Below are 25,119 nucleotides of genomic sequence, written 5' to 3' on the forward strand. Positions count from 1 at the left end.
GCCATGTACAAAGACTACCCAGCCGCCTACCAGGTCAGCAAAGGTTCAGCCCTGCAAGTGGACAAACCCTTCTACGACCGCATCCGCGCCCAGCAGGACAAGCGCACCCTGATCGAACAGTTCGAGGTGCCGATTCGCACCGGCCGCGCTTGGCACGTACCCGCCGGTCATGTGTTCCGCGTCACCACCCCTGTGGGCCCGCAGGTGGGGGACTTCAACGTCTGGAACGCCCACGATCCGCGGGAACGCCTGTGGGCGGCGCGCACGCGTCAGCTTCAGGGTGCCCACGTCAGTACCCATGATCGTTTGTGGTCGAATCTGCCATTCCTGCGGCCGTTGGTGACCATTACCGATGACAGCCTGGCCGGTTACGGCATTGATGAGCACGGCGGACGGCTGCACGATTTGTTGGGTACGCGCTGTGATCCCTATGTAAACAAGATGCTGACCGGCGAGGACTTCCATCATCACTGCCATTCGAACCTGACCCGTGCGGTGTTGCCCCATGGCCTGACGGAGTTCGATGTGCACGATGTACTGAATATTTTCCAGTGCACCGGACTCAATCATGACGACATGTACTTCATGAAGGCCTGTCCGGCACAGAAGGGTGATTACCTGGAGTTCTTTGCCGAGATTGATCTGTTGTGCGCCCTGTCCACCTGTCCGGGTGGCGACCTGTCGCTGGCGATGTGGGGGCCGGACGCGCAGGATCCCCTCAGCGTTTGTCGCCCGCTGGGTGTGGAGATCTATCGATTGGAGGATTCATTGCTGGAAGGCTGGAGCCAGCCTGAGCGGGCGGCGTACAAGGGGTTGCATGGCTTGCACATTGCCAAGGCGGATTGGGAGAAGTGATATAGCTGGCGCTGGCTTTGTAGGAGCTGGCGAAGCCTGCGATCTTTTGATCTTCGCTCCAGACTCAATTGATAGGGGAAAGATCGCAGCCTCGTTGCACTCGACAGCTCCTACAGACCCAGCGGGAGCGAGCTCCTTCGCCACACAAGCAGATCAACGATCCTTCGCTTCCTTCGCATCCATTTCCGCATTGCGTTCGGCAACACGCTTGCGCTGTTCATCCGTGAGTTCGACCTTGTTGGCGGTGTCGCGCAGCATCATCAGACCACCAACGATCGAGCCGATTGCAACAATCAGAATCAACCAGGCATACCAGGGCATAGGGCTCTCCTTGAGGGGGCGATGGACGGACGAACCTTTCGCCGATCCATCGCACCTACCACTTATGAGCGAAGGTTGCTCGCAGTGGTTCAATACTACGCCCGTTCGGTTGGCTTCACCTCAAAGCCCGGTCAGCATCGCATCGGCGGGAGCGTCTGCACGCAGTTGGGCGGTGAGGATGAAGTAGACGAAGCCCACCGCCATGAAGCCGAGGAAAATCAGCCCGATCAGCGCGTTGAACCAGGCCATCGCCACCAGGCACACCACCGCCAGCACCAGGGCGATCCCCGGCACGATCGGGTAACCCGGTGCGCGGAAAGTACGTTCCAGGTTGGGTTCGGTTTTACGCAACTTGAACAGGCTGAGCATGCTCATGATGTACATGACGATGGCACCGAACACGGCCATGGTGATCATCGCGGCGGTGAGGGTCATGCCGCCGAGGTTGATCAGGCCGTCGCTGTAGATTGCGGCAATGCCGATCAGGCCACCGGCGATGATCGCCCGGTGCGGCGTCTGGAAGCGTGACAGTTTGGCCAGGGAGGCGGGCAGGTAGCCGGCGCGGGCCAGGGCGAAGAACTGCCGCGAGTAACCCAGGATGATGCCATGGAAACTCGCCACCAGGCCGAACAGGCCGATCCACACCAGCATGTGCAGCCAGCCGGAGCTTTCGCCGACCACGGTTTTCATGGCTTGGGGCAGGGGATCGTTGATGTTCGACAGGGTGCGCCAATCGCCGACGCCGCCGGCAAAGAACATGACGCCCATGGCCAGGATCACCAAGGTCAGGATACCGCTGATATAGGCCTTGGGAATCGTGCGTTTCGGGTCCTTGGCTTCTTCGGCGGCCATGGCCGCGCCTTCGATGGCCAGGAAGAACCAGATGGCGAAGGGAATCGCGGCGAACATGCCGGCAATCGCCGGTGCGCCGAACACATCGGAACCGGCCCAGCCGTTCAGGGCGAAGCTGCTGAAACTGAACGCCGGGGCCACGACGCCCATGAACACCAGCAGTTCGGCCACCGCCAAGATGCAGACAATCAACTCGAATGTCGCGGCCAGCTTGACCCCGAGGATGTTCAGACCCATGAACACGATATAGGCGCCGACCGCGGCGTGTTTCGGGTCCAGCGCGGGGAACTGCACGTTCAGGTAGGCACCGATGGCCAGGGCAATGGCCGGCGGTGCGAAGACGAATTCGATCAGCGTCGCCAGCCCGGCAATCAACCCGCCTTTTTCGCCGAAGGCTCGACGGCTGTAGGCAAACGGCCCGCCGGCATGGGGAATGGCGGTGGTCAGCTCGGTGAAGCTGAAGATGAAGCAGGTGTACATGGCCGCCACCATGAAGGACGTCACCAGGAATCCCAGTGTCCCGGCGACGCCCCAGCCGTAGCTCCAGCCGAAATATTCGCCGGAAATCACCAGGCCGACGGCAATGCCCCATAAGTGCAGGGTGCCCAGGGTGGGTTTGAGTTGTGTGTTCATCGGTGGCTCCCCTCGATCCATAGCAAAAGCGCTAGGGCGGGTAGTGCAGTGGGCGTGCCAGTGTGGTGAAGGCAGTCGTAATGGATGAAATCGTGTCGTATCGGGGATGTTCGCTGCGGGATGGCTTGGTTTTGTGCCCTAGTTGAGGGCGGCGTTGCCTGTTCTGGCGTCATCGCGAGCAGGCTCGCTCCCACAGGGGATCCTCAGTGGGCACGGACTCCATATACACAACAGAACCATTGTGGGAGCGAGCCTGCTCGCGATGAGGCCAGCCCAGCCAACACTTTTTACGGATTCTTTACCCCCCAGCCCGGCTGTCGGTCTCGTTCCTTTACAGCCTCCCTGCCGACAATCACCCCACACACGGCACGACGCCGTACCACGGAGAAATCCCATGAGTGTTCTGGACGGGGTGTCGCTGCTGCTGGCAGTGGCGCTGTTCATCTATCTGCTGGTTGCGCTGTTGCGCGCCGATCGGAATTAGGAGCGGCTATGCACGGTTATGACTACGGGCTGATCCTTGCCTTTTTCGCCCTGGTGCTGATTCCGGCACCGTTCCTGGGGCGGTTTTACTACCGGGTGATGGAAGGCCAGCACACCTGGCTTTCACCGATCCTCGGTCCGGTGGAGCGCGGTTGCTATCGCCTGGCCGGCGTCGATTCCGCCGTTGAGCAAAGCTGGCAGAAGTACACCCTGGCCTTGCTCGCGTTCAACCTGGCGGGTTTTGTCTTGCTGTTTGCGATTCTGCTGCTGCAAGGGTATCTGCCCCTCAATACCGAGCAATTGCCCGGCTTGGAGTGGACCCAGGCCTTCAACACGGCCGTGAGTTTCATGACCAACACCAACTGGCAGTCCTACAGCGGTGAAGCGTCCCTGAGCTACCTGAGCCAGATGGTCGGCCTGACCGTGCAGAACTTCGTCAGCGCCGCCACCGGCCTGGCCGTGCTGGTGGCACTGTGTCGCGGCATCGGTCGCAAGTCCGCTACGACGCTGGGTAATTTCTGGGTCGACATGACCCGCGCCACCCTCTATGGACTGTTACCGCTGTGCCTGCTGCTGGCGCTATTCCTGGTCTGGCAGGGCGTGCCGCAGACGTTCGCGCACTATGTGCACGGGGTCACGATGCAGGGCGTCGACCAGGTCATCCCGCTGGGGCCGGCCGCTAGTCAGATCGCGATCAAGCAACTGGGCACCAACGGCGGCGGTTTCTTCGGCGTCAACTCGGCACACCCGTTCGAGAACCCGACGGCCTGGAGCAACCTGTTCGAAGTCGCGTCGATCATTCTGATTCCTGCCGCGCTGGTGTTCACCTTCGGTCACTACGTCAAGGACCTGCGCCAGAGCCGGGCGATCATCGCCTGCATGCTGGCCCTGTTCCTGATTGGCGGCGCCACCTCACTGTGGGCCGAATACCAGCCCAATCCGGCCTTGGACAACGCCAGCGTCGAACAGACCGCGCCACTGGAAGGCAAGGAAACACGCTTCGGCACCACCGCCACGGTGTTGTGGTCGGTGACTACCACGGCGGCGTCCAACGGCTCGGTCAACGCCATGCACGACAGCCTCAACCCGCTCAGTGGCATGGTGTCGCTGGTGAACATGATGGTCGGCGAGGTGATCTTCGGCGGCGTCGGGGCCGGGCTCTACGGCATGCTCTTGAACGTGCTCATCGCGGTGTTCCTGGCCGGCCTGATGATCGGTCGCACCCCGGAATACCTGGGCAAGAAGCTCGGGGCCCGAGAGGTGCAACTGTTGGTCGCAACGCTGCTGGTAATGCCCGTCAGCGTGCTGGTGCTGGGTGCTGTCGCCGCCAGCCTGCCCGGACCGGCCGCCGCCGTGAGCAACCCCGGCGCCCACGGTTTCAGCCAATTGCTGTACGCCTATACCTCGGCAGGGGCGAACAACGGTTCGGCATTTGCCGGCTTCGGTGCCAACACGCCATTCCATAACCTGATGCTCAGCCTGGGCATGTTGATTGGCCGGTTCGGCTACATCCTGCCAGTGCTGGCGTTGGCCGGCAGCCTGGCCTTGAAGAAGACCGCGCCGATTGGCCAGAACAGCTTTCCCACCCATGGCCCGCTGTTCGTGACTCTGCTGACCGTGACCATTCTGCTGGTGGGCGGCTTGACCTTCCTGCCGACCCTGGCCTTGGGGCCGATCGCCGAGCACCTGAGCATGGGTTTCTGAGGACTTGATGATGAATATGCCAATGAGCAAACCCGTCGCCGTCAAGGCGCCGGAACAACCGAAGACCCAGCTGTCGGCCCTCTGGCGGCCAGCGTTGGTGCAAGCTTTCGTCAAGCTCGATCCTCGCCAGTTGCACCGTGCACCGGTGATGCTGGTGGTGGAGCTGACCGCGATCCTCACCACCGTGTTGTGCTTCATTCCCGACAGCGCCGTGCCAACCTTTGTCGCCGCGCAAATCGCCCTGTGGTTGTGGTTCACCGTGCTATTCGCCAACTTCGCCGAAGCCTTGGCAGAAGGACGGGGCAAGGCCCGGGCCGACAGCCTGAAGGCCGGCAGTGAGGGCCTCAACGCCCGTCGCCAGACCGAGAGCGGGTTTGAAATCATCCCCGCCACCCGTCTGCGCAAAGGCGATGTGGTGCGCGTCGAGGCCGGCGATATGATCCCCGGCGACGGTGAAGTGATCGAAGGTATCGCCGCGGTCAATGAGGCGGCGATCACTGGCGAGTCGGCGCCGGTCATCCGCGAGTCCGGTGGTGATCGCTCGGCCGTCACCGGCAATACGCGACTGGTCTCCGACTGGCTGCTGATACGCATCACCAGCAATCCCGGCGAGTCCACCCTGGACCGCATGATCGCTTTGGTGGAAGGTGCCAAGCGCCAGAAAACGCCGAACGAGGTGGCGCTGGATATCCTGCTGATCGGCCTGACGCTGATCTTCTTGCTGGTGGTGGTGACGCTGCAACCGTTCGCCCACTTCGCCAACGCCAGCCTACCGCTGGTGTTTCTGGTGGCGCTGCTGGTCACCTTGATTCCCACCACCATCGGGGGGCTGTTGTCGGCTATCGGCATCGCCGGGATGGACCGGTTGGTGCGTCTGAACGTGATCGCCAAATCCGGCCGCGCGGTCGAGGCGGCGGGGGACGTGCATGTGTTGATGCTGGACAAGACCGGCACCATCACCTTTGGCAATCGTCGCTGCACGGCGGTTTATGCCGCTCCCGGCGTGAGCGCCAAGGAGCTGGCCGAAGGCGCGCTGTTCGCCTCGTTGGCTGACGACACGGCCGAGGGCAAGTCCATCGTAGAGTACCTGCGAGGTTTGCACCCGCAGCCCGAGCCCGGCGTCGAAGCGCTGACGGCGGTGCCGTTCAGTGCCGAAACCCGTTTGTCCGGGGTCGACTATCAAGGCCGTATCTACCGCAAGGGCGCCGTGGACTCGTTGCTGGACTTCATCGGCCTGGCACGCAATGAGTTGCCGCAAGCACTGGCGCGGGAGGTCGACAAGATTGCCCAGAGTGGCGGCACGCCGTTGCTGGTGTGCGTGGACGGCAAGCTGCTCGGTGCTATCCATCTCAAGGACGTGGTCAAGCCCGGCATTCGCGAGCGTTTTGCCGAGCTGCGCAAGCTGGGGATCCGCACGGTGATGGTCACCGGCGACAACCCGTTGACCGCCGCCGCGATTGCCGCCGAGGCGGGGGTCGATGACGTGCTGGCGGAGGCCACGCCGGAGAAGAAACTGGCGCGTATCCGTCATGAGCAAAATGACGGTCGGCTCGTGGCCATGTGCGGCGACGGCGCCAACGACGCCCCGGCCCTCGCCCAGGCTGACGTCGGCATGGCGATGAACGACGGCACCCAGGCCGCGCGCGAGGCGGCCAACATGGTCGACCTCGACAGCGACCCGACCAAGCTGCTCGATGTGGTGCAGATCGGCAAGGAACTGCTAGTGACCCGTGGGGCACTGACCACTTTTTCCATCGCCAACGACATCGCCAAGTACTTTGCCATTTTGCCGGCGCTGTTCGCGTCGATTTATCCACAACTCGGCGTGTTGAACGTGATGCACCTGAGCAGCCCGCAGAGTGCGATTGTGTCGGCGATTGTCTTCAACGCCTTGATCATCGTCGTGCTGATCCCCCTGGCCCTGCGCGGCGTGCGTGTGCAAGCAGCCAGCGCAGCGGCGTTGTTGAGGCGCAATTTGCTGATCTATGGCCTGGGCGGGATCGTGGTGCCGTTCGTGGGGATCAAGGCAATCGATATGTTGCTGACGGCGTTGCACCTGGTTTGAGTCGTTGTGGCAGGTGAGGCCGTTGTGGCGAGGGAGCTTGCTCCCGCTGGGCTGCGAAGCAGCCCCAAGAAGCTGAATGCTATCTGCCCTGCACACCGCATTCGCTGATTTTCAGGGCTGCTGCGCAGCCCAGCGGGAGCAAGCTCCCTCGCCACAAATAAGGTTTGCCTGGAAATCAGCTGTTTTCTTATTCGAGGGTTTTGAGATGTCCACTCTGATTCGTCCGGCCTTGAGCCTGCTATTGCTAATGACCCTGATCACCGGTGTCGCCTACCCGTTGGTGGTCACCAGCGTGGCGCAAGTCGCCTTTCCCGCCCAGGCCAACGGCAGCCTGATCGTCGATGCTGCCGGCAAGGTGCGTGGCTCGACGCTGATCGCCCAGGATTTCACCGGTGATGCCTGGTTTCATCCACGGCCATCGGCCGGTGCCTTCGCCACAGTCGCCAGCGGTGCCAGCAATTTATCCCCGAGCAATCCGGCCCTGGCCACACGGGTGATCGATGACGCCGGCAAACTCCAGGTGCCCGGTCAGGGCCCGGTGCCGCTGGCATTGCTGACCACCTCCGCCAGCGGGCTGGATCCGCACTTGCCTCCGGCGGCGATTGCCTATCAACTGGCGCGAGTCGCCGCAGCGCGTAACTTGCCGGCCTCGACGTTGCAGGCATTGCTCGATGCCAATACCGAGCGACCCTTGGTGGGCCCACCGGTAGTGAATGTGCTGGCGCTGAACCTGGCCCTGGAAAAACTGTAAGAACCTGTGGGAGCGAGCTTGCTCGCGATGAGGGTATATCAGTCACTATCAATGTTGGCTGACCTGCCGCTATCGCGAGCAAGCTCGCTCCCACAGGGTGTCCGAACAATTTGAATAAGAGACTTTCCCAACATGAGCGACTCCGGCCGCGCCGACGCACTGTTAGCCAATCTGCCCCGCAACGGCCGTGGCCGGCTCAAGGTCTTTCTGGGCGCGGCCCCGGGTGTTGGCAAGACCTACGCCATGCTGCAAGCGGCTCACACCCAGATACGCCAAGGCATGAAGGTCATCGCCGGGGTGGTGGAGACCCACGGTCGAAGCGAAACCGAAGCACTGCTCGGCGGCCTGGTACAGCAGCCGTTGGTGCGCTCGGAATATCGCGGCGTGATGCTCGAGGAAATGGATCTTGACGGTTTACTTGTCGCTCGGCCGAGCCTGGTCCTGGTGGACGAACTGGCCCACAGCAACGCCCCCGGCAGTCGCCATGCCAAGCGATGGCAGGACATTCAGGAACTGCTCGCGGCGGGCATCGATGTCTACACCACGGTCAATGTCCAACACCTGGAAAGCCTCAACGACCAGGTGCGCGGCATCACCGGTGTGCAGGTGCGCGAGACATTGCCGGACTGGGTCCTGCAGGAGGCCGATGAGCTGCTGCTGATCGACCTGCCACCCCGTGAGCTGCTGGAGCGCCTGCGCGATGGCAAAGTCTACGTACCGGAACAGGCCAGGGCGGCGATCGATGCGTTTTTCTCCCAGACCAACCTGACCGCGTTGCGTGAACTGGCCATGCAGACCGCTGCCGCCCAGGTCGACAATGACTTGGCCCAGGGTTATCGACAACTGGGTCAGGCCGCGCCGGCGGTGCGCGGACGCTTGCTGGTAGGCGTGGACGGTGACGTACAGGCTGAACGCCTGGTGCGCCACGCCAGCCGCGTCGCCCAGCGTCGGCATCTACCGTGGAGCCTGGTGCATGTGGACAACGGCAGCGCCCGTGACGAGGCCTCGCGGCAACGCTTACAGAATGCCCAGCAACTGGCCGAACGCCTCGGCGGCGAAGTGGTGCTGCTGCGGGCCGGCGAAGTGGCCCGGACGCTGATCCAACATGCCAGCGAACGGCGCGCCACGCTGGTGCTGGTGGGCCAGTCCCGGCCACGTCTGCGCCGACGCTTGTTTGGCGGTGGTCTCGCTTCGCGTTTGCTGCGCGATGCCCGGGGGCTGGAAATCAACGTGCTGGACAGCGATGAGCAACCGCGTCCCGCACGGGGGCGTTCAACTGCCGTCCAGACCGGGTTCGATTATGTGCTGGCGTTGTTGGCGACCGTGGCGGCCAGCGCATTGGCCTGGGGGATCTCGGGGGTGCTGGCGTTGCCCAATATCTCCCTGGTGTTCCTGATGGCGGTGTTGCTGGTGGCGGTGCGCAGCAGCCTCGGTCCGGCGCTGGCCTGCGCGGCGCTGTCGTTCCTGGCCTATGACTTCCTGTTCATTCCGCCGAATTTCTCCTTCACCATCCAGCGCGAAGAAGACGTGCTGACGCTGGTGTTTTTCCTGCTCATGGCCGCCCTGACCGGCAACCTGGCCGCGCGCCAGCGCCGCCAGTTGCAGGCCCTGCGCGACACCCAACAGGAAACCGGCGAGCTGCTCGACCTGTCCCGCAAACTCACCGCTGCCACCGACCGCCAGGCCGTGATCAGCGCCGCCGTGCAGCATTTCAACGATTGGCATGACTTGCAATTGTGCCTGCTCAACCGCGACGGTCAGGGCGGCTGGAAAGTCGAGAGCGCTGAGCCGCTGACGTTCACCGAAGCCGAGCGCGCGGCGGCCGACTGGTCGTGGCAGCACGATCAACCGGCGGGTGCCGGTACCGGGACATTACCCTCCGGGCGTTGGTGGTGGTGGCCCTTGTCGGCGGAAGGCGGGCCGCTGGCCTTGCTGGGCGTATGCCCGAAAGAGGGCAAACCCCTGAGTGGCCAGCGCCGCCGTTTGCTGGCGGCCCTCAGCCAGCCATTGGCCCAGGCGTTGGCCCGGGCGCAACTGGCCCAGGACCTGGAAGCGGCGCGTCTGCACGGCGAAACCGAGCAACTGCGCAGCGCCTTGCTGGCGTCCGTGTCCCACGACTTGCGTACCCCGCTGACCGCCATGCGCGGCAGCATCGACAGCCTGCTGGCGCTGGGGGAGGCGATCCCGTTGGCCGATCGTCGCGAACTGCTCGAAGGCACCCGCGATGAGGCCGAGCGGCTGGATCGCTACATCCAGAATCTGTTGGACATGACCCGTCTCGGCCACGGCGCCCTGAAGCTGTCACGGGACTGGGTGGCGCCGGCCGATATCGTTGGCAGCTCGCTGAACCGCCTGCGGGCGGTGCTGGCGCCGCTGACGCTAAGTGTCGAGGTGCCTGCGGAACTGCCCTTGTTGCATGTCCATGCGGCATTGATCGAACAGGCCCTGGTGAACGTGCTGGAGAATGCGGCGCGATTCTCGCCGGCTCAAGGACGCCTGTTGCTGAGTGCCGGGGCGACCGACAGCGAGGTGTTTTTTGCCGTGGCCGATGAAGGGCCAGGGATCCCTGAAGAAGAGCGAGAGAAAATCTTCGATATGTTCTACACCGCGGCGCGCGGTGATCGGGGCGGGCAGGGCACGGGGTTGGGATTGGCGATCTGTCAGGGCATGGTCGGCGCCCACGGCGGGCGAATCAGTGTGGCCGAAGGTCTCGACGGGCGCGGCACCTGCATCACGTTGCACCTGCCGTTGCAGGCACAACCGGGCATGGACGATGAAGCTTGAGTCTGGCTGAGATACTCTATTGGTTACCGGCAGCTTGCCATCTGCTTGCCTTTCCACTTGATTGCAACGAACGAACCCCATGAGCCAGACCGCGACCCTTTTGGTCATCGATGACGAACCGCAGATCCGCAAATTCCTGCGCATCAGCCTGAGTTCCCAAGGCTACAAGGTGCTGGAAGCCGGCACCGGTGCCGAAGGGCTTGCCCAAGCGGCGCTGAACAAGCCCGATTTGCTGGTGCTCGACCTGGGTCTGCCGGACATGGACGGCCAACAGGTACTGCGCGAGTTTCGCCAATGGTCGACGGTGCCGGTGCTGGTGCTCTCGGTGCGCGCCAGCGAAGCGCAGAAAGTCGAGGCGCTGGACAACGGTGCCAACGATTATGTGACCAAGCCGTTCGGCATCCAGGAATTCCTTGCCCGCATCCGCGCCTTGTTGCGCCAGGCCCCGACCGGCGAGCCGCAGGAAGCGGCGTTGAAGTTCGGCCCGCTGACGGTGGACCTGGCCTATCGCCGGGTGCTGCTGGACGACACCGAAGTGGCCTTGACCCGCAAGGAGTACGCGGTCCTGGCGCAACTGGCGCGGCACCCGGGTCGGGTCATCACCCAGCAGCAACTGCTCAAGGACATCTGGGGGCCGACCCACACCGAAGACAGTCACTACCTGCGGATCGTGGTCGGTCACTTGCGCCAGAAACTGGCCGACGACCCGACCCGACCGCGGTTCATCATGACCGAGGCGGGAGTGGGGTATCGGTTGTTGGGGGAGGGTGCTGTTTAACCACAAGGTTCAAGCCAAGCGCTGTTGTGGCGAGGGGATTTATCCCCGCTGGGCTGCGCAGCAGCCCCAAAACATTCGCCAGAGTTTTCCTGACACACCGTGGTATCAGGCTTGAGGGCTGCTGCGCAGCCCAACGGGGATAAATCCCCTCGCCACAGGAGGCCTGTGATCACATTCAGTTTTGTTCACGCTCATACCGATCCAGGGTATCGCTGGCAATCTCCCGCCCCAGGGCGATCAATTCCGGCGCCTTGTAGAACTCGAAAAACCGGCACACCCGTTTTGGCACGTTGATCAGCACATCCGGCGGGTAGCCGGCGATCTTGTACTGGGCCAGCGAGGTCTGCATCACTTCGAAACTCTGGTTGATCAAGTCCAGCAACGACGCGGGGCCGACGTTATCGATGATGAACGAACCGGTGGCGGATTTCGGCGCGCCTTCGTTCTCTGGCGCGGCCGCCGGTTGCTGGCCTTCGGGCTCGGCCGAGTCGATCCACGGGTTGATGTCGGCGGCCTCGGCCTTCAGGGCTTCCTGCTCCAGCAACAACAGCTGCTCGGCCTGCTTGCGGCGAAACGGCAGGCGTGAACCCAGGGAACTGACCAGGGTGTCGAAGCGACGCCTGAACGCGGCGGGGCGCGCGATCACCGGTAAACGGTACTGTTTCTGGTTGGTGGCGTTGAGGTTGACCGCGATGATCAGGTCGCAGTGACTCGACACCACCGGCACGATCGGCAACGGATTGAGCAGGCCACCGTCCACCAACATGCGGTTACCTTGCATCACCGGCGTGAACAGGCTGGGAATCGCCGCCGAGGCGCGCATTGCCTGATGCAGGCAGCCTTCCTGGAACCAGATTTCCTGCTGGTTGGTCAGGTCGGTCGCGACGGCGGTATAGGGGATGCGCAACTGTTCAATGTTGAGTTCGCCGACGATCTTGCGGATCTGCCCGAAGACCTTTTCGCCACGGATCGCCCCCAGGCGAAAACTGACGTCGACCAGGCGCAGGACGTCCAGGTAATCCAGGCTTTCGATCCAGTCGCGGTACTCTTCAAGCTTGCCCGCCGCATAGATTCCCCCCACGACGGCGCCCATGGAACAACCGGCGATGCAGGCTATGTCGTAGCCACGCCGTTCGATTTCCTCGATCACCCCGATATGGGCATAGCCCCGGGCGCCACCGGAACCCAATACCAATGCGACACGTTTTGTCATGACCCGGCCTCTTGTCGAACAGACCTCAACAATGCACCCATCGACGGCTCGGCTCAATCGTTGTGGCATACGCGTCGTTTTTTGACACGCCAGCGTGGCATTTGCGTATTCTCAGTCACACTGAATTTACATGGTCGGGCCTTGGCACTTTTTGCCGACGCGACCGTCTTACCAGCACGACTGTTTTCCTGACTTGAGGTGTAATCGATGAAAGCCCGGATCTGCCTGCCCCTAGTGGCGTCCCTGATGGTTCTGGCCCTGGCCGGTTGCGCAGGCAAAACCGCTTACCGTGACAGCTGCGGCAGCCAACTCGACAGCGCCTGGCGTGAACTGGACCTGGCCAAGGCTGAAGGTTTTGCTGGCACCGTCAGCTATTCCAAGGCCTTGTCCCTGCTGACAGGCGCCAAGACCCAACAGCAATTCGAAGCGTTCGAAGGCTGCGCCAAGAAAGCCGAGAAGGCGCGCTTCTACATTCGCGAATCCCGCGCGGGACGATAAAAACAGCTACAAGTTACAAGTAAGGAGCGTGCGACGCGCTCCTTACTTGCAGCTTGAGGCTCACGACTTGAAGCTGCGTACGGAGTACGCCCAATGATCGATCGGCTGGTGGCCCGGATACTGGGCCTGGAAGTCCGCCTGCTGGCCTGTCAGGCCCGCTTGAATGCTCACACCGACAGCGAAGCCCTGCATGACCTGCGCACCACGGTACGCCGTTTGCGCAGCCTGCTGCGTCCGCTGCGTGGGTTGCCCGGCGTCGAACAACTGGAAACAGCGGCTTCGGCGGTCGGCACCCTGACCACGCCCTTGCGGGATCGGGAAGTACTGGCGGCTTATCTTGAGCAACACGGCCAGACCGAGGCGGCGCGGCGTCGGCAGGTGCAAATGGCCGATGCCTATCCCGCCGTGGCCGCCAGCGTCGAACTGGCGCAGTTGCTGATGATCCTCGATGCCTTCCCGCGCTTCATTCGCGCCGCCCAGCGTGAGGGGCTGCTGAAGGGGCTGCGCAAACGCATCGAAAAGCGCCTGGACAAGCAATGGAAGAAACTCGACGAAGCCCTGCGCGATCCGGCCCATGACCGCCATCGGTTGCGCCTGTTGATCAAGCGCGTGCGCTATGCCATCGAAGCTTATCCCGAGCTCAATCGCCTGCCCGAAGCCGCAACGCCACGACTCAAGTCGGCCCAAGGGGCGCTGGGCGACTGGCACGATTGCTGGCAATGGCTGGCCAGGGCCAAGGAAGAAACCGACCTGCAAGCGTGTGTGCCGACCTGGCAGCAGACGATGGAAAAGGCCGAGGCCAAGTCCGACAAGGTGCTCGACAAGTTGATTGCGAGTTGCTTCGAAAAATCCTGACCCCACCACATCCCCCTGTGGGACTTCCCTTTGTGGGAGCAAGCTTGCTCGCGATAGCGGTGCATCAGTCAATCCTTATGCAAACTGACCCACCGCCATCGCGAGCAAGCTCGCTCCCACAGTAGGTTGGGGGTGAATTCAAAAACTGCGGCTTTTCTGTCAGTCTCTTTGGCCGGAATGAGCCCTGTGCCGCCAGCCCGGGCTGGTTAAGATCCCTTCATCCTTTTCCCTGTTTTCGAGGTCGTCATGCGCTTTTCCGATTTGATCGATGCCGTGCGCCGGCAGCCAGGTGCGGTGACCATCGCGCCAGAATGGGGCCAGGGGCGGGCCAGTTTTGGCGGGTTGGTGGCGGCGCTGCAATATGAGGCGATGCGTGCCCAGGTGCCGGCGGATCGCCCGGTGCGTTCGCTGGCGATTACCTTTGTCGGCCCGGTCGAGCCCGACGTGCCGGTCAGTTTTGAAGTCGATGTGTTGCGTGAAGGCAAGGCGGTGAGCCAAGTGTTGGGGCGGGCGGTGCAGAACGGTCAGGTGGTGACCGTGGTGCAGGGCAGTTTCGGTGCATCGCGCGCGTCCGTGGTGGCGGTGCAGGCCGACCCCGCGCCGGACTTCAAGAGCGTGGAGCAATGCCAGGAACTGCCTTACGTCAAGGGCATGACCCCGGAATTCATGCGCCACCTGGCGATGCGCTGGAGCATCGGCGGCTTACCATTCAGCGGCAATAAATCCCGGAGCATGGGGGGCTGGGTGCGTTTGCGCGGCGATGTGCAGGAGGAGCCGCTGAACGAAAGCCATATCCTGGCCTTGGTGGACGCCTGGCCACCGGCGTTGTTGCCGCACCTCTCGCAAATGGCCCCGGGCAGCACGCTCACGTGGACCATCGAGTTCGTCCAGCCGTTGCTGGAGCTCACGACGCTGGACTGGTGCAAATACCTGGCCGAGATCGAGCATGCCCAGGACGGCTACGGCCACGTCGCCGCGAAGTTCTGGAGCGCCGATGGTCGCTTGATCGCCCTGAGCCGGCAGACGGTAACGATCTTTGGCTAAGGCTTGCGGCTGTGACGGTGGCGATCCCGCCAGGCGCGCCACCAGCCACCGCTGAAAAAGAACCGCGGAAAAGTCAGGAACTGCTCGACCAGCAGGCGTGATACGGCGTCCTTGCGATCGCTGAACGGTTCGGAGGCCTGAGCTTCCAGGCTATGGCCGTGGCGCTGCAAACCGAGTGCCGCGAGCAGGCCGATGACGCCGATGGCGACATCGCCCACGCTCAAGCTGAACACCCCTGACACAATCAGCAGAAACGCGATGACGAATAGCGGCACGGCAATCAGGTGCAATACCAGGTTGGTGGGGTGGCGATGATTGTCGGGGTAGGCGCGCCATTGCCAGGCTGGAAGATTGGGGTGACGTTTGCCCATGATGCTATTCCTTGAATGAAACCGAATAACCCAAGGATAGGTCCGGGCGAGCGGGGCGGCGAATGGCGGTTGGCTATCGAAGCGATAGGTGGCCATACAGTTTTGCTGTTGTGGCTACGAACGGCTTTGGGCAAGGAACTGCTTTGTGGCAAGGAACCGTCGTTGTGGCGAGGGAGCTTGCTCCCGCTGGGCTCTGTAGGAGCTGGCGAAGCCTGCGATCTTTTGATCTTTCGCTTGAAATTCAAGTGTCAGGGGAAAGATCGCAGCCTCGTTGCACTCGACAGCTCCTACGGGCGCCCCAGCGGGAGCAAGCTCCCTCGCCACAGAGGCCACAGCCAAGCCAGTTTCTACAGTTTCAGCTGACCAATCGCCTTGCTCAATTCCCCCGCCAACGTTGCCAATTCGTCGCTGGTGGTGGCTGAGTCGACGGTCTGGCGCACGGTGTTTTCGGTCACGTCGCGAATACTCACCACCGCCCGGTTCATTTCCTCGGCGACGTGGCTTTGCTGCTCGGCTGCGACAGCGATCTGGGTGTTGCTCTCGCGCATCTGTGCCACCGCGGCGGTGATCTGCGCCAGTGCGTCGCCGGCCTCGCGGGCCTGTTGCACGCAGTCGTCGGCCTTGAGCGAGCTTTCCTGCATGAAGTCCACCGCGTCCCGGGTCCCGGCTTGCAGGGCCGAAACCATGGTGGTGATTTCATCCGTGGAGGCCTGTACCCGCTTGGCCAGGTTGCGCACTTCGTCGGCGACCACGGCGAATCCCCGACCCATTTCCCCGGCCCGCGCCGCCTCGATGGCCGCATTCAAGGCCAGCAGATTGGTTTGTTCGGCGATGCTGTGGATCACGTTGACCACGCCGTTGATCTTCTGGCTGTCTTCGGCCAGGCGCTGGATCATTTCGGCGGTCTGCTGCACTCCCGAAGACAACCCCGTAATCGACTGTTGCACCCGACCGACCACTTCGTGACCGTTGCCGGCCAGGGTATCGGCGGTTTTCGACAGGTCGCGGGTGGCGCCAGCATGCTGGGCGATGTGATAAACCGTGGCGGACATCTCGTTGATGGCCGTGGCCGCCTGATCGGTTTCGCTTTGCTGGCCGAGCATGCCGTGGCGCACTTGGTTCATGCTCGACGCCAGGCGCGCCGCGCCACTGTCCAACTGCCGGGCGGTGCTGGCAACGGTGTCGACCACCCGTTGATAACCGGCCTGCATGGCGTTGAATGCCGCCGCCATCTGACCCACTTCATCCTTGCAGGCCAGGGGCACGCGGGCGGACAGGTCACCGGTTTTTTCCACGTGCAGCATCACGTCTTTGAGCGTGTTGAGCTGGCTGAGCAAAAAGCGGATCAACAGTTGCGACGCACCCAACATCGCCAGCATCAACACGAGCACGGCCACGGCGTATTGGCTGAAGCGTTCACCGAACACTTGGCCCAGGCTTGCACCTTGGGCCAACACCGCGAGTTGTTGCCCGTCACCTCGACGGATCACCTGGGCACCCAGCAGCGGATCCTGGCCAAGCAGCGGCCCGCCATCGAATTCGACCCAGCCCTCGGCTTGAACCAACGAAGGCAGCGGTCGTTCGTTGAACATCGGGACCTGGTCGCGCTGGAATGCCAAGAGGTTGTCAGCCTTGGGCAAGGGTTGTCCGGCAGGCCAGGCATCGAGCATCTGTGCCTGGGTCTGGGCATTCGCTTGGGCGGCGTGGTTGCGCGCCTGCTGTTCGAGGTGCACTGCGTAGAGCACCAGCATCAACGTGGTGATAAAGGCGACCGCATTGACCGCCCAGAATTTGTATTTCAACGAGATATTGCTAAGCCAGGCACCCATGGAAGGTCTTCTCTGATAGCGGAAACAGTATTGGCAAGGTGCCATTATTCTGCCGCTACTCATGGGGCTGGGTTTTGATGTGGGTCAACAGACAATGCGGATTCCGCGGTTTTGATGCGGGCCGACAGGCAACAAATTACTCTTGTGGGGATTTATAGAGGTCAGGAAAGGGTGGGCAAACCAAAAAATGTCCGGGCGCAGGCGGTGCTGTGGGCGGCCAGGTCTTCCTGGGTTTCGCCCCGGTGCAAGGCCACTTCGCGCAAGACCTCTGTCAGGTAGGCCGGCTCGTTGCGCCCGCTCTTGGGTTTGGGCCGCAGCGTGCGAGGCAACAAATAAGGCGCGTCGCTTTCGAGCATCAGCCGACCGCGGGGTATTTCGCGCACCAACGGGTGCAGGTGCGTGCCCCGGCGTTCGTCGCAGATCCAGCCCGTGATGCCGATGTGCAGGTCGAGGTCGAGGTAGCTGAACAGCGCCTTTTTTTCACCGGTAAAACAGTGCACCACGGCCGCCGGCAACAGATCGCGAAAATCCCGAAGGATGTCCAGCAAGCGCTGGTTGGCGTCGCGTTCATGCAGGAAGACCGGTAATTGCAACTGGACCGCCAGGGCGAGGTGTTCCTCCAGGACCTTTTCCTGCTGAGGGCGAGGAGAGAAGTCTCGGTTGAAATCCAGCCCGCATTCTCCCACCGCACGCACACGGCTGTGCATCAGCAAATCCTTGAGGTGCCGGGCGCTGTCGGCAGTCCACTCGCTGGCGCTGTGGGGGTGAATGCCGGCGGTGGAAAACAGCCGCTCCCCGGTGTCGTCGAGGTGCTGGCACAATTCCAGGGCCTGTTCGCTGCCCTCGAGGCTGGTGCCGGTCAAGACCAGTTGGCAGATCCCTGATCCATAGGCACGCTCAAGCACCGCCTGGTGTTTGTCGGCAAAACTGGGGTTGGTCAGGTTGACGCCGATATCGATGAGTTGCATGGTGCTACCTCGGCCCAAAGGCCGGAAAGCATATCAGAGCTGTAGATTTATAAGAAAAGCCAAGAACTACAATGAGTTGAGGCTGTCTGTTAAGGCCGCGAGACACATCGGGTTGGTATAAAAGCCATCACTGTGCCAGTCTTTCGCACTTTTTCAGCGCCCCAGGCGCTCTGTTTCTGCCGACTCAGCCTCGTTTTTCAAGGGAGGCGGTCCGCAGTATTCCTTCCGGAGAGTGGATGACACGTCCCCAGGTGTTGCTACTGTTGTGTTGTTCGCTGTTGCTGCCGATGCCGGCCGAAGCGCGGCTGCCCGGACCTGTGCAGGCAGTGGCGCCGGGCACCGTGCGCGACTTGGCGCAAATCCGTAGCAGCCGTGTGTTGAAGGTGCTGGTCAACCAGAGCCGCAACAGCTCCGGTGAAGTCCAGGGGCAACCCATTGGCGTCGAATACCATCGGCTGCGCGCCTTCGAGCAATACCTCAACGGTCACGCCCGGGACGGCCAGGAGATTACCCTCAAGATCGTTCCCATGGCCAAGGACCAATTGCTCGGTGCCTTACAGCGCGGGGAGGGCGACCTCGTCGCGCCGGGTGAGCTGCTCGAACCCCAGGCCGGCCATGCGGTCAGTGCCAGTGATCCGATCCGTACCGATGTGCCGCTGCTGTTGGTGGGCATCAAGGGCGAGAAGCGCTACACCCGCGTGGAGCAACTGTCCGGCAAGACCCTGGCCCTGCCCAATGGCAGCGCGGCGGGAGATGCCGTGAGTCAGATCAACCAGAAGCTGGCGCTGCTCAAGCTGCCGCCAGTGAAAATCGAATGGGTCGATCCCACCCTGGCGGTGGAGGATGTCCTGGAGATGGTCCAGGGTGGGATTTTCCATTTGACCATCGTCGAGCAGCCCATCGCCGAGCGCTGGGGCAAGATCCTGCCCAAGCTGCGCTTTGACCGTCAGGTACTGATTGGCGAACCGGGTGACGAATACTGGTTCGTTCGCCGTGACGCCGCCATGCTGCGGGCGAGCATCGATCGATTCCTGGCGACCTACAAGGTGCCCTCCAACCAAGACGCGGCATTCCTGCGTATTTATCGGCGTTTGTATCAAGTCCACTATCCGCTGGCCCGGGCCAATCGCCAACGCCTGGAAAAGCTGCGTCCGGTGTTGCAAAAACATGCCGATGCCCAGGGCATGGACTGGCTCAACCTGGCAGCGCTGGCCTTCAAGGAATCAGCCCTGCAACCCAATGCCCGCAGCGGCGCCGGCCCCACCGGCTTGATGCAGATTACCCCGGCGGCGGCCCAGCGGGTCGGGGTCGATAACATCCAGAACCTGGACGCCAATGTGCAAGCCGGCGCCAAGTACCTGGCCCTCATCCGTCGCAAGTTCTTTGCCAGCCCCAAGCTCAACGAACGCGAACGCATGGCCTTCGTCCTGGCGGCCTACAACATGGGCCCCGAGCGCGTCCAAGGCATGCGAGCCGAGGCCCGGCGGCGGGGGTTGAACCCCAATCAATGGTTTTTCCAGGTCGAGCGCATTGCCATGGAGCAGGTGGGAATGGGCGCCGTCAGCTATGTTAATAGTGTGAATAAGTACTACCTGGCGTTTGATCGTGAACGGGAGTCCTTGGAACCGAAAGAGCAAAAGGTTGCATTGCGTAAGTGATCGAATAAACTGATTGATATGACGGATTTTTTCCGCTTTTAACATGAATTTTATTGATTAATATAGCGGCCAACTCCCTACCTCTCCAAGGAATGACTTTATGAATACTTTCATCAACAAAATTCTGTTCACCCGCGCCGGCTATGGCTTGACCGTGCTGCGCATCGCCGTCGGTGTCATCTTCGCGGCCCACGGTTCGCAGAAGCTCTTCGGCCTGTTCGGTGGCTACGGCCTGGCAGGCACGGCGCAGTGGATGGAAAGCATCGGCCTGACCCCGGGCTACGTGATGGCGACACTGGCGGGCGGCACGGAGTTCTTTGCCGGGCTGGCGCTGATCATCGGTCTGCTGGCGCGCCCTGCGGCACTGGGCCTGGCCTTCCTGTCGCTGGTGGCGATTTTCTCGGTGCACATCGGTAACGGCTTGTTCATGGCCAACAACGGTTATGAGTTCGCCTTGGCGTTGCTGGCGGGCAGTATTGCCGTGTTGATCGAAGGGGCGGGCAAACTGTCGGTCGATCGCGCCATCGCGGGTTGATCGCTCGATTTAACGTCCACCGCGAGGCGGCCTTATAGCCGACCTGGTTCTTGATGGGGACCGCGTTCCTCCTGTGGGAGGGGCTCGCGAAGGCGGTGTGTCAGTTTGTGGTGATGTTGGGTGTGCCGATGTCATCGCGAGCAAGCTCGCTCCCACAGAGGTCTGTGCAGGACATGAATGTTGTGTTCACCGGAGATCCAATGTGGGAGCGAGCTTGCTCGCGATAGCAGTGGTGCAGCCACATAAATGCCAGCTCCGACCGCTTTTGCTTTTGCTTTTGCTTTTGCTTTTGATCTGAGACGCCCCGTTAAACCACGCTGGCCGAACGCAGGCATTGCGCAGTGGGCATCCCGGCATGGATGCCGGGATAGCCGCGCTGGGCCATGGATGGCCCTTCGCGGCGGCCCACGGAGCAATGCCGGAGTGAGGGCACACCGAGCCTAAGCGAGGTGCCAAGTGGTGGGGCAAAGCGTTTTTGGTTACTTTTGGCTGGTCCGGCTCCCGGCTCTTCCAAAAGTGACCCGCTGTAAGAGCGGAACCGCCAGCCGCCGTTACCGCAGCAACGGATATGTACCCAACCCAACCCAACCCCAAACAAAAACAGCGCTCCCCCCTCCCTCAGAAAAGCGCCATTTCCTTACGCAAACAGCATCACCTCCTTTACGCGCTTTTTATGGGAGTGATTCTTGACACTGACCAGTCAGCTTCTCTAGGATGCCGCTCATGCGCCGATTTAAACAGCTACTTGCGGGGCGCCAGGTGACTCATCCAGTTGCCGATAGAAGCCGGAACGACACGGCTTCGAAATACCGCTAAAGCGCTGGTTCGGTGTTGCCTCTCACCTGCCATGCAGACTTTTGAGGCAGAGACACGACACGATGAACGCACCCAGCCCCCTTGTACGTCTTGCGCCGATCACGGCGAACCTTGTGCAACGCAACCCGAAAATTCTCCTGGGCGGCACCCACCAGCCAACACTCTTGCGTTACCTCGACGGCTGGCCACGTCGCAATCACGGGCCCGCAGCCTTCCTGATCCAGTTTGTCGAAGACGGCGAGTCACTGGCGCGCTTTGCCAATGACAGCTTCGACCTGGCTGTCATCCAATCCCCCAGCGCCGAAGACGCTCCGGAAATGATCCGGCAACTGACCCGTGTTGCACGGCAGGGCTTGATCACCCGCCGCTGAGACGGGGATTACGGATACGCGATATCGACGATGTAGACCCGCTTCTCGCCAGTGGGCGTCTGGACGCTGACCTCGGCGTCCAGGGCCTTGCCGATCAGCGCCCGGGCCAACGGCGAGTCAATGCTGATCAGGTTCTGCTTCAGGTCCAGCTCGTCCGGGCCGACGATGCGATAGCGTGACTCTTTGCCGTCCTCATCTTCGACCGTCACCCAAGCGCCGAAATACACCTTGTTCGGATCGCTGGGTTTTTCACTGACCACTTTGAGCGCCTCGAGGCGCTTGGTGAGGAAGCGCACGCGGCTGTCGATTTCCCGCAGCATTTTCTTGCCGTAGGTGTATTCGGCGTTTTCCGAACGATCACCTTGGGCCGCCGCCTCGCTGACCGCCTGGGTCACCTGGGGACGGCGCACATGCCACAGCTCATGGAATTCGGCGCGCATCCGCGCTTCACCCTCGGGGGTGATCAGCGCGGTGCCGGCGGTGCGTGGGGGGCGATAACGGCTCATGGCAACTTCTTGTGATAGCGAAGCCGGGAGTCTATCAACCCTCGCGCAACACTGTCAGGGGACTGGCGTTGAGTGCCCGACGGGTGCCAAACACCCCGGCCGCACCAATCAACAAGGCGCCCAACAGTGGCAGTACCAACAGCCATGGATGCGGGTGCCACGGCAGGTCGAAGGCGTACCGGTAAAGCACCAGGCTCACCAGTTCCGAACCCAGGGCTGCCAGCAGGCCACTGACCGCGCCCAGCAGACCGAACTCGATGCGCCGGGCCTTGACCAGCAGGGGCCGCTCAGCACCGAGCGCACGCAACAGCGCGCCTTGGCGAATCCGTTCGTCGAGGGTCGCCTGCAGGCCGGAAAACAGCACCGCCATCCCCGCCGCCAGCACGAACAGCAGCACGTATTCCACGGCCAGGGTCACCTGGGCCAGGATGCTGCGCAGTTGTTCGAGCAAGGCCTCGACTTGCAGGATCGTCACCGCCGGGAAGGCCCGGGACAGGTCGACGATCTGTTGGTCGTGACCTGCCGCGAGGTAGAAGCTGGTGAGGTAGGTCGCCGGCAGGTCCTTCAATGTACCGGGCTGGAAGATCATGAAGAAGTTGGGCTGGAAATTGTCCCAGTTGATTTCCCGCAGGCTGGTGACCTTCGCTTCACGGTTGACGCCGCCCACGCTGAAAACCAGGCGATCGCCCAACTTGATCTTGAGGTTCTCGGCCACTTTGCCCTCCACCGAAACCCCCGGGACATCGTCCGGTGGTTGCTGCGGCCACCAGGTCCCGGCGGTGACGACGTTACCCGCCGGCAGGTCCGCGGCCCAGGTCAGGCTCAGGTCGCGTTGCAGCGCCCGGTCCCCCGCCGAGTCCTTGGTGACGAACTCCGTGGCCGGCTCGCCATTGATGCTGATCAGGCGCCCGGGTACCACTGGGTAGAGCGGGGCCGATTGCGCGGACAGTTCCAGCAGCTTGTCGGTGAAAGCCTGCTTGTCGTTGGGCAGGATGTTCAGGGCGAAATAGTTCGGGGCATTTTTAGGCAATTGGTTTTGCCAGGTGTCCAGCAATTCACCGCGCAGCAGCGCGATCAGCGCCATGGACAACAGGATCAGGCCGAACGCCAGGGCCTGGCCGGCCGCCGCCAATGGATGACGCAGCAATTGGCCGAGGCCCAGCCGCCAGGGCAGGGCGGCGCGGGCCAGCAGGCGACGCAGGCTCTGGAGCAACAGCAACAAGAGGCCGCCGAGCACCAGCGCGGCGACGACACCGCCACCCAACAGGGCGAAGGTCAACACCAGGTCCAGGCTCAGGCGCCACATGATCAGGCCCAGTGCACCCAGTGCGGCACCATAGATCACCCAGGAGCTGGAGGGGATCGGCAGCATGTCCCGGCGCAGCACACGCAGCGGCGGCACTCGCCCCAGCGCAGCCAGTGGCGGCAAGGCGAACCCTGCCAATGCCACCAGCCCGCTACCGATCCCGGCGATCGCCGGCAGCAGGCCGCCCGGCGGAACGGTGGTAGGCAGCAGGTCATGCAGCAGGGCGAACAGGCCCAATTGGGCGATCCAGCCGAGCAGCGCGCCGCTGACACTGGCGAGCAGGCCGAGCACCGTCAATTGCAGGCTGAACAGCACCATGGTTTCCCGGCGTGACAGACCCAGGCAGCGCAGCAGCGCGCTGGCATCGAAGCGTCGGGTGGCAAAGCGGTTGGCCGAGAGTGCGACGGCAACGCCGGACAGCAGCACTGCCACCAGGCTGGCCATGTTCAGGTAGCGCTCGGCCTTGCCCAGGGCGCCGCCGATCTGGCGGTTGCCGTCGCGGGCATCCTGCAGGCGCTGGTTGGGTTCAAGGCCAGGCTTGACCAGGTCACGGTAGGTTTGCAGGGCCGGTGCCGGGCCGCGCCACAGGTCGCGATAGCTGACACGGCTGCCCGGTTGCACCACGCCGGTGGCCTCCAGGTCCTTGAGGTTGATCAGCACTCGCGGGGTGAGGCTGTAGAAGTTGCCGGAGCGATCCGGCTCGTAAGTGAGCACGCGGCTCAGGCGCAAGGTCTGGTTGCCGATGTCGATGCTGTCGCCGATCTTCAGGTCCAGTGCCGTCAGCAGCCGTGCCTCGACCCAGGCCTCGCCAGGGTTCGGACGTCCGCCGGTTTCTTCCGGCGCGAACGGGGCGGGGGTGCTTTTCAGCTCGCCGCGCAGAGGGTAGTTGTCATCGGCCGCCTTGACGCTGGACAGCTGGATGCCATTGTCGGTGGCCACGACACTGGAGAACTCCACCACCCGGGCGTGTTCCAGCCCCAGTTCGGTGCCGCTGCGGATCTGCTCCGGGCGGGCCGGCGAGCTGCCTTCGAGCAGCAGGTCGGCGCCGAGGAATTCGGTGGCGCGCATCATCATCGCGCCGTTGAGGCGGGCACCGAAGTACCCGATGGCGGTGCTCGCCGCCACCGCCACCAGCAGGGCGAAGAACAACACCCGCAACTCACCGGCGCGGGCATCGCGAAGCAATTGACGGACAGCAAGACTGAACAGGCGCAACAGCGGCAAGCGTGCCATCAAGGCTCCAGAGGGGCGACCATCTCGCCGGCTTCAAGTCGGATCAGGCGCCGGCAGCGATGGGCCAGGCGTTCATCATGGGTGACCAGCACCAGGGTCGTACCGCGTTCCTGGTTCAATTCGAACAGCAGGTCGCTGATGCGCTCGCCGGTGTGGCTGTCGAGGTTGCCGGTGGGTTCGTCGGCAAACAGCACGTCGGGCTCGGCGGCAAAGGCGCGGGCAATCGCTACCCGTTGCTGTTCGCCACCGGAGAGCTGGCGGGGTGAATGGGTCAGGCGCTGGCCCAGGCCGACGCGCTGCAACAGTTGCGTGGCGCGTTCGCGGGCATCCTTGCGGCCGTCCAGCTCCAGCGGCAGCATGACGTTTTCCAGTGCATTGAGGCTGTCGAGCAACTGGAAGGACTGGAAAACGAAACCGACGTGTTCGGCGCGGATCCGCGCCCGCTGGTCTTCATCCAGCGCGCTGAGGGCCTGGCCGGCGAGGGTCACTTCGCCGCTGCTGGGCAGGTCGAGGCCGGCCAGCAGGCCCAGGAGGGTGGATTTGCCGGAACCGGACGCGCCGACGATGGCCAGGCTGTCGCCTTTGTTCAGTTCCAGGCTGAGTTCGTGCAGGATGGTCAGTTCACCTTCCGCGCTGGCGACCACTTTGCTAAGGTCCGTCGCGGTGAGAATGCTTGAGCCCATGGAGAAT

22 protein-coding genes are annotated in these 25,119 nt (G+C 62.6%); 13 read left to right on the forward strand and 9 right to left on the reverse strand.

Annotated elements, in window-relative coordinates; all coding sequences use genetic code 11:
- Positions 1-3: 3 nt before the first annotated feature.
- The gene (locus tag AD659_RS09200) at positions 4-855 is read left to right on the forward strand and encodes an urea carboxylase-associated family protein (RefSeq protein WP_053120430.1); all 852 of its coding nucleotides are present in this window, start codon (positions 4-6) and stop codon (positions 853-855) included.
- A 153-nt stretch (positions 856-1,008) separates the two neighbouring features.
- On the opposite strand, the gene AD659_RS29160 is transcribed toward AD659_RS09200, so the two are convergent.
- Both AD659_RS29160 and eat read right to left on the reverse strand, forming a co-directional pair.
- Positions 1,009-1,176 (reverse strand): DUF2897 family protein, encoded by a 168-nt coding sequence (locus AD659_RS29160; RefSeq protein ID WP_003183831.1) that lies wholly within the window; start codon positions 1,174-1,176, stop codon positions 1,009-1,011.
- A gap of 120 nt (positions 1,177-1,296) precedes the next feature.
- On the reverse strand, positions 1,297-2,661 hold the full coding sequence (gene eat / locus AD659_RS09205) for an ethanolamine permease (RefSeq protein ID WP_053120431.1): 1,365 nt from the start codon (positions 2,659-2,661) through the stop codon (positions 1,297-1,299).
- A 394-nt stretch (positions 2,662-3,055) separates the two neighbouring features.
- Here eat and kdpF point away from each other — a divergent pair, with 394 nt between their 5' ends.
- From kdpF to AD659_RS09235, 6 genes are all read left to right on the forward strand, one after another.
- On the forward strand, positions 3,056-3,145 hold the full coding sequence (gene kdpF / locus AD659_RS09210; protein ID WP_003218754.1) for a K(+)-transporting ATPase subunit F: 90 nt from the start codon (positions 3,056-3,058) through the stop codon (positions 3,143-3,145).
- An 8-nt stretch (positions 3,146-3,153) separates the two neighbouring features.
- A complete protein-coding gene (gene kdpA, locus AD659_RS09215) occupies positions 3,154-4,848 on the forward strand; it encodes a potassium-transporting ATPase subunit KdpA (RefSeq protein WP_053120433.1) in 1,695 nt (564 codons plus the stop codon).
- A 10-nt stretch (positions 4,849-4,858) separates the two neighbouring features.
- Positions 4,859-6,913 carry a potassium-transporting ATPase subunit KdpB gene (kdpB, locus tag AD659_RS09220; protein ID WP_053120436.1) on the forward strand — a complete coding sequence of 685 codons (2,055 nt, stop codon included), beginning with the start codon at positions 4,859-4,861 and terminating at the stop codon, positions 6,911-6,913.
- A gap of 205 nt (positions 6,914-7,118) precedes the next feature.
- Positions 7,119-7,664: a potassium-transporting ATPase subunit KdpC gene (gene kdpC, locus AD659_RS09225; RefSeq protein ID WP_053120438.1), complete on the forward strand. Its 546-nt coding sequence runs from the start codon at positions 7,119-7,121 to the stop codon at positions 7,662-7,664.
- Positions 7,665-7,796: 132 nt separating this feature from the next.
- Positions 7,797-10,448 (forward strand): sensor histidine kinase, encoded by a 2,652-nt coding sequence (locus AD659_RS09230; RefSeq protein ID WP_053120440.1) that lies wholly within the window; start codon positions 7,797-7,799, stop codon positions 10,446-10,448.
- A 79-nt stretch (positions 10,449-10,527) separates the two neighbouring features.
- Entirely contained in the window at positions 10,528-11,226 is a 699-nt protein-coding gene (locus tag AD659_RS09235) for a response regulator (protein WP_053120442.1), read from the forward strand.
- Between the two features lie 175 nt (positions 11,227-11,401).
- Here AD659_RS09235 and AD659_RS09240 read toward each other — a convergent pair whose 3' ends face one another.
- On the reverse strand, positions 11,402-12,439 hold the full coding sequence (locus tag AD659_RS09240) for a patatin-like phospholipase family protein (protein WP_053120444.1): 1,038 nt from the start codon (positions 12,437-12,439) through the stop codon (positions 11,402-11,404).
- A gap of 207 nt (positions 12,440-12,646) precedes the next feature.
- On the opposite strand from AD659_RS09240, the gene AD659_RS09245 reads away from it, so the two are divergent.
- The 3 genes from AD659_RS09245 to AD659_RS09255 all read left to right on the forward strand — a co-directional run bounded on the left by AD659_RS09245 (position 12,647) and on the right by AD659_RS09255 (position 14,836).
- Positions 12,647-12,937 (forward strand): hypothetical protein, encoded by a 291-nt coding sequence (locus AD659_RS09245; protein WP_014337256.1) that lies wholly within the window; start codon positions 12,647-12,649, stop codon positions 12,935-12,937.
- A 93-nt stretch (positions 12,938-13,030) separates the two neighbouring features.
- Entirely contained in the window at positions 13,031-13,792 is a 762-nt protein-coding gene (locus AD659_RS09250) for a CHAD domain-containing protein (protein ID WP_053120446.1), read from the forward strand.
- A 246-nt stretch (positions 13,793-14,038) separates the two neighbouring features.
- Positions 14,039-14,836 (forward strand): acyl-CoA thioesterase, encoded by a 798-nt coding sequence (locus AD659_RS09255; protein ID WP_053120448.1) that lies wholly within the window; start codon positions 14,039-14,041, stop codon positions 14,834-14,836.
- Here AD659_RS09255 and AD659_RS09260 read toward each other — a convergent pair.
- The 3 genes from AD659_RS09260 to AD659_RS09270 form a co-directional block, all read right to left on the reverse strand.
- Complete coding sequence (locus AD659_RS09260; RefSeq protein WP_053120450.1) at positions 14,833-15,207, reverse strand: DUF962 domain-containing protein; 375 nt, start codon at positions 15,205-15,207, stop codon at positions 14,833-14,835. The genes AD659_RS09255 and AD659_RS09260 overlap by 4 nt on opposite strands.
- Positions 15,208-15,554: 347 nt before the next feature.
- A complete protein-coding gene (locus tag AD659_RS09265; protein WP_053120452.1) occupies positions 15,555-17,036 on the reverse strand; it encodes a methyl-accepting chemotaxis protein in 1,482 nt (493 codons plus the stop codon).
- Between the two features lie 161 nt (positions 17,037-17,197).
- The gene (locus AD659_RS09270) at positions 17,198-18,004 is read right to left on the reverse strand and encodes a TatD family hydrolase (RefSeq protein WP_053120454.1); all 807 of its coding nucleotides are present in this window, start codon (positions 18,002-18,004) and stop codon (positions 17,198-17,200) included.
- Between the two features lie 236 nt (positions 18,005-18,240).
- Between AD659_RS09270 and AD659_RS09275 the strand changes: the two genes are divergently transcribed.
- The 3 genes from AD659_RS09275 (at position 18,241) to AD659_RS09285 (ending at position 21,384) form a co-directional block, all read left to right on the forward strand.
- Complete coding sequence (locus tag AD659_RS09275) at positions 18,241-19,662, forward strand: MltF family protein (protein WP_053120456.1); 1,422 nt, start codon at positions 18,241-18,243, stop codon at positions 19,660-19,662.
- Positions 19,663-19,762: 100 nt separating this feature from the next.
- A complete protein-coding gene (locus AD659_RS09280) occupies positions 19,763-20,197 on the forward strand; it encodes a DoxX family protein (RefSeq protein ID WP_053120458.1) in 435 nt (144 codons plus the stop codon).
- 878 nt (positions 20,198-21,075) lie between these two features.
- Positions 21,076-21,384 (forward strand): hypothetical protein, encoded by a 309-nt coding sequence (locus tag AD659_RS09285; protein WP_053120460.1) that lies wholly within the window; start codon positions 21,076-21,078, stop codon positions 21,382-21,384.
- Positions 21,385-21,392: 8 nt separating this feature from the next.
- On the opposite strand, the gene greB is transcribed toward AD659_RS09285, so the two are convergent.
- Genes greB through AD659_RS09300 form a run of 3 tightly spaced genes read right to left on the reverse strand, consistent with a single transcriptional unit; the run spans position 21,393 to position 25,112 of the window.
- Positions 21,393-21,890 (reverse strand): transcription elongation factor GreB, encoded by a 498-nt coding sequence (gene greB / locus AD659_RS09290; protein WP_003199337.1) that lies wholly within the window; start codon positions 21,888-21,890, stop codon positions 21,393-21,395.
- Positions 21,891-21,924: 34 nt separating this feature from the next.
- Positions 21,925-24,429: an ABC transporter permease gene (locus tag AD659_RS09295; RefSeq protein WP_053120462.1), complete on the reverse strand. Its 2,505-nt coding sequence runs from the start codon at positions 24,427-24,429 to the stop codon at positions 21,925-21,927.
- On the reverse strand, positions 24,429-25,112 hold the full coding sequence (locus tag AD659_RS09300) for an ABC transporter ATP-binding protein (RefSeq protein ID WP_053120463.1): 684 nt from the start codon (positions 25,110-25,112) through the stop codon (positions 24,429-24,431). The genes AD659_RS09295 and AD659_RS09300 overlap by 1 nt, the downstream gene beginning before the upstream one ends.
- Between the last annotated feature and the right edge of the window lie 7 nt (positions 25,113-25,119).

The sequence above is a fragment of the Pseudomonas thivervalensis genome (genome assembly GCF_001269655.1).
GTDB lineage: Bacteria > Pseudomonadota > Gammaproteobacteria > Pseudomonadales > Pseudomonadaceae > Aquipseudomonas > Aquipseudomonas thivervalensis.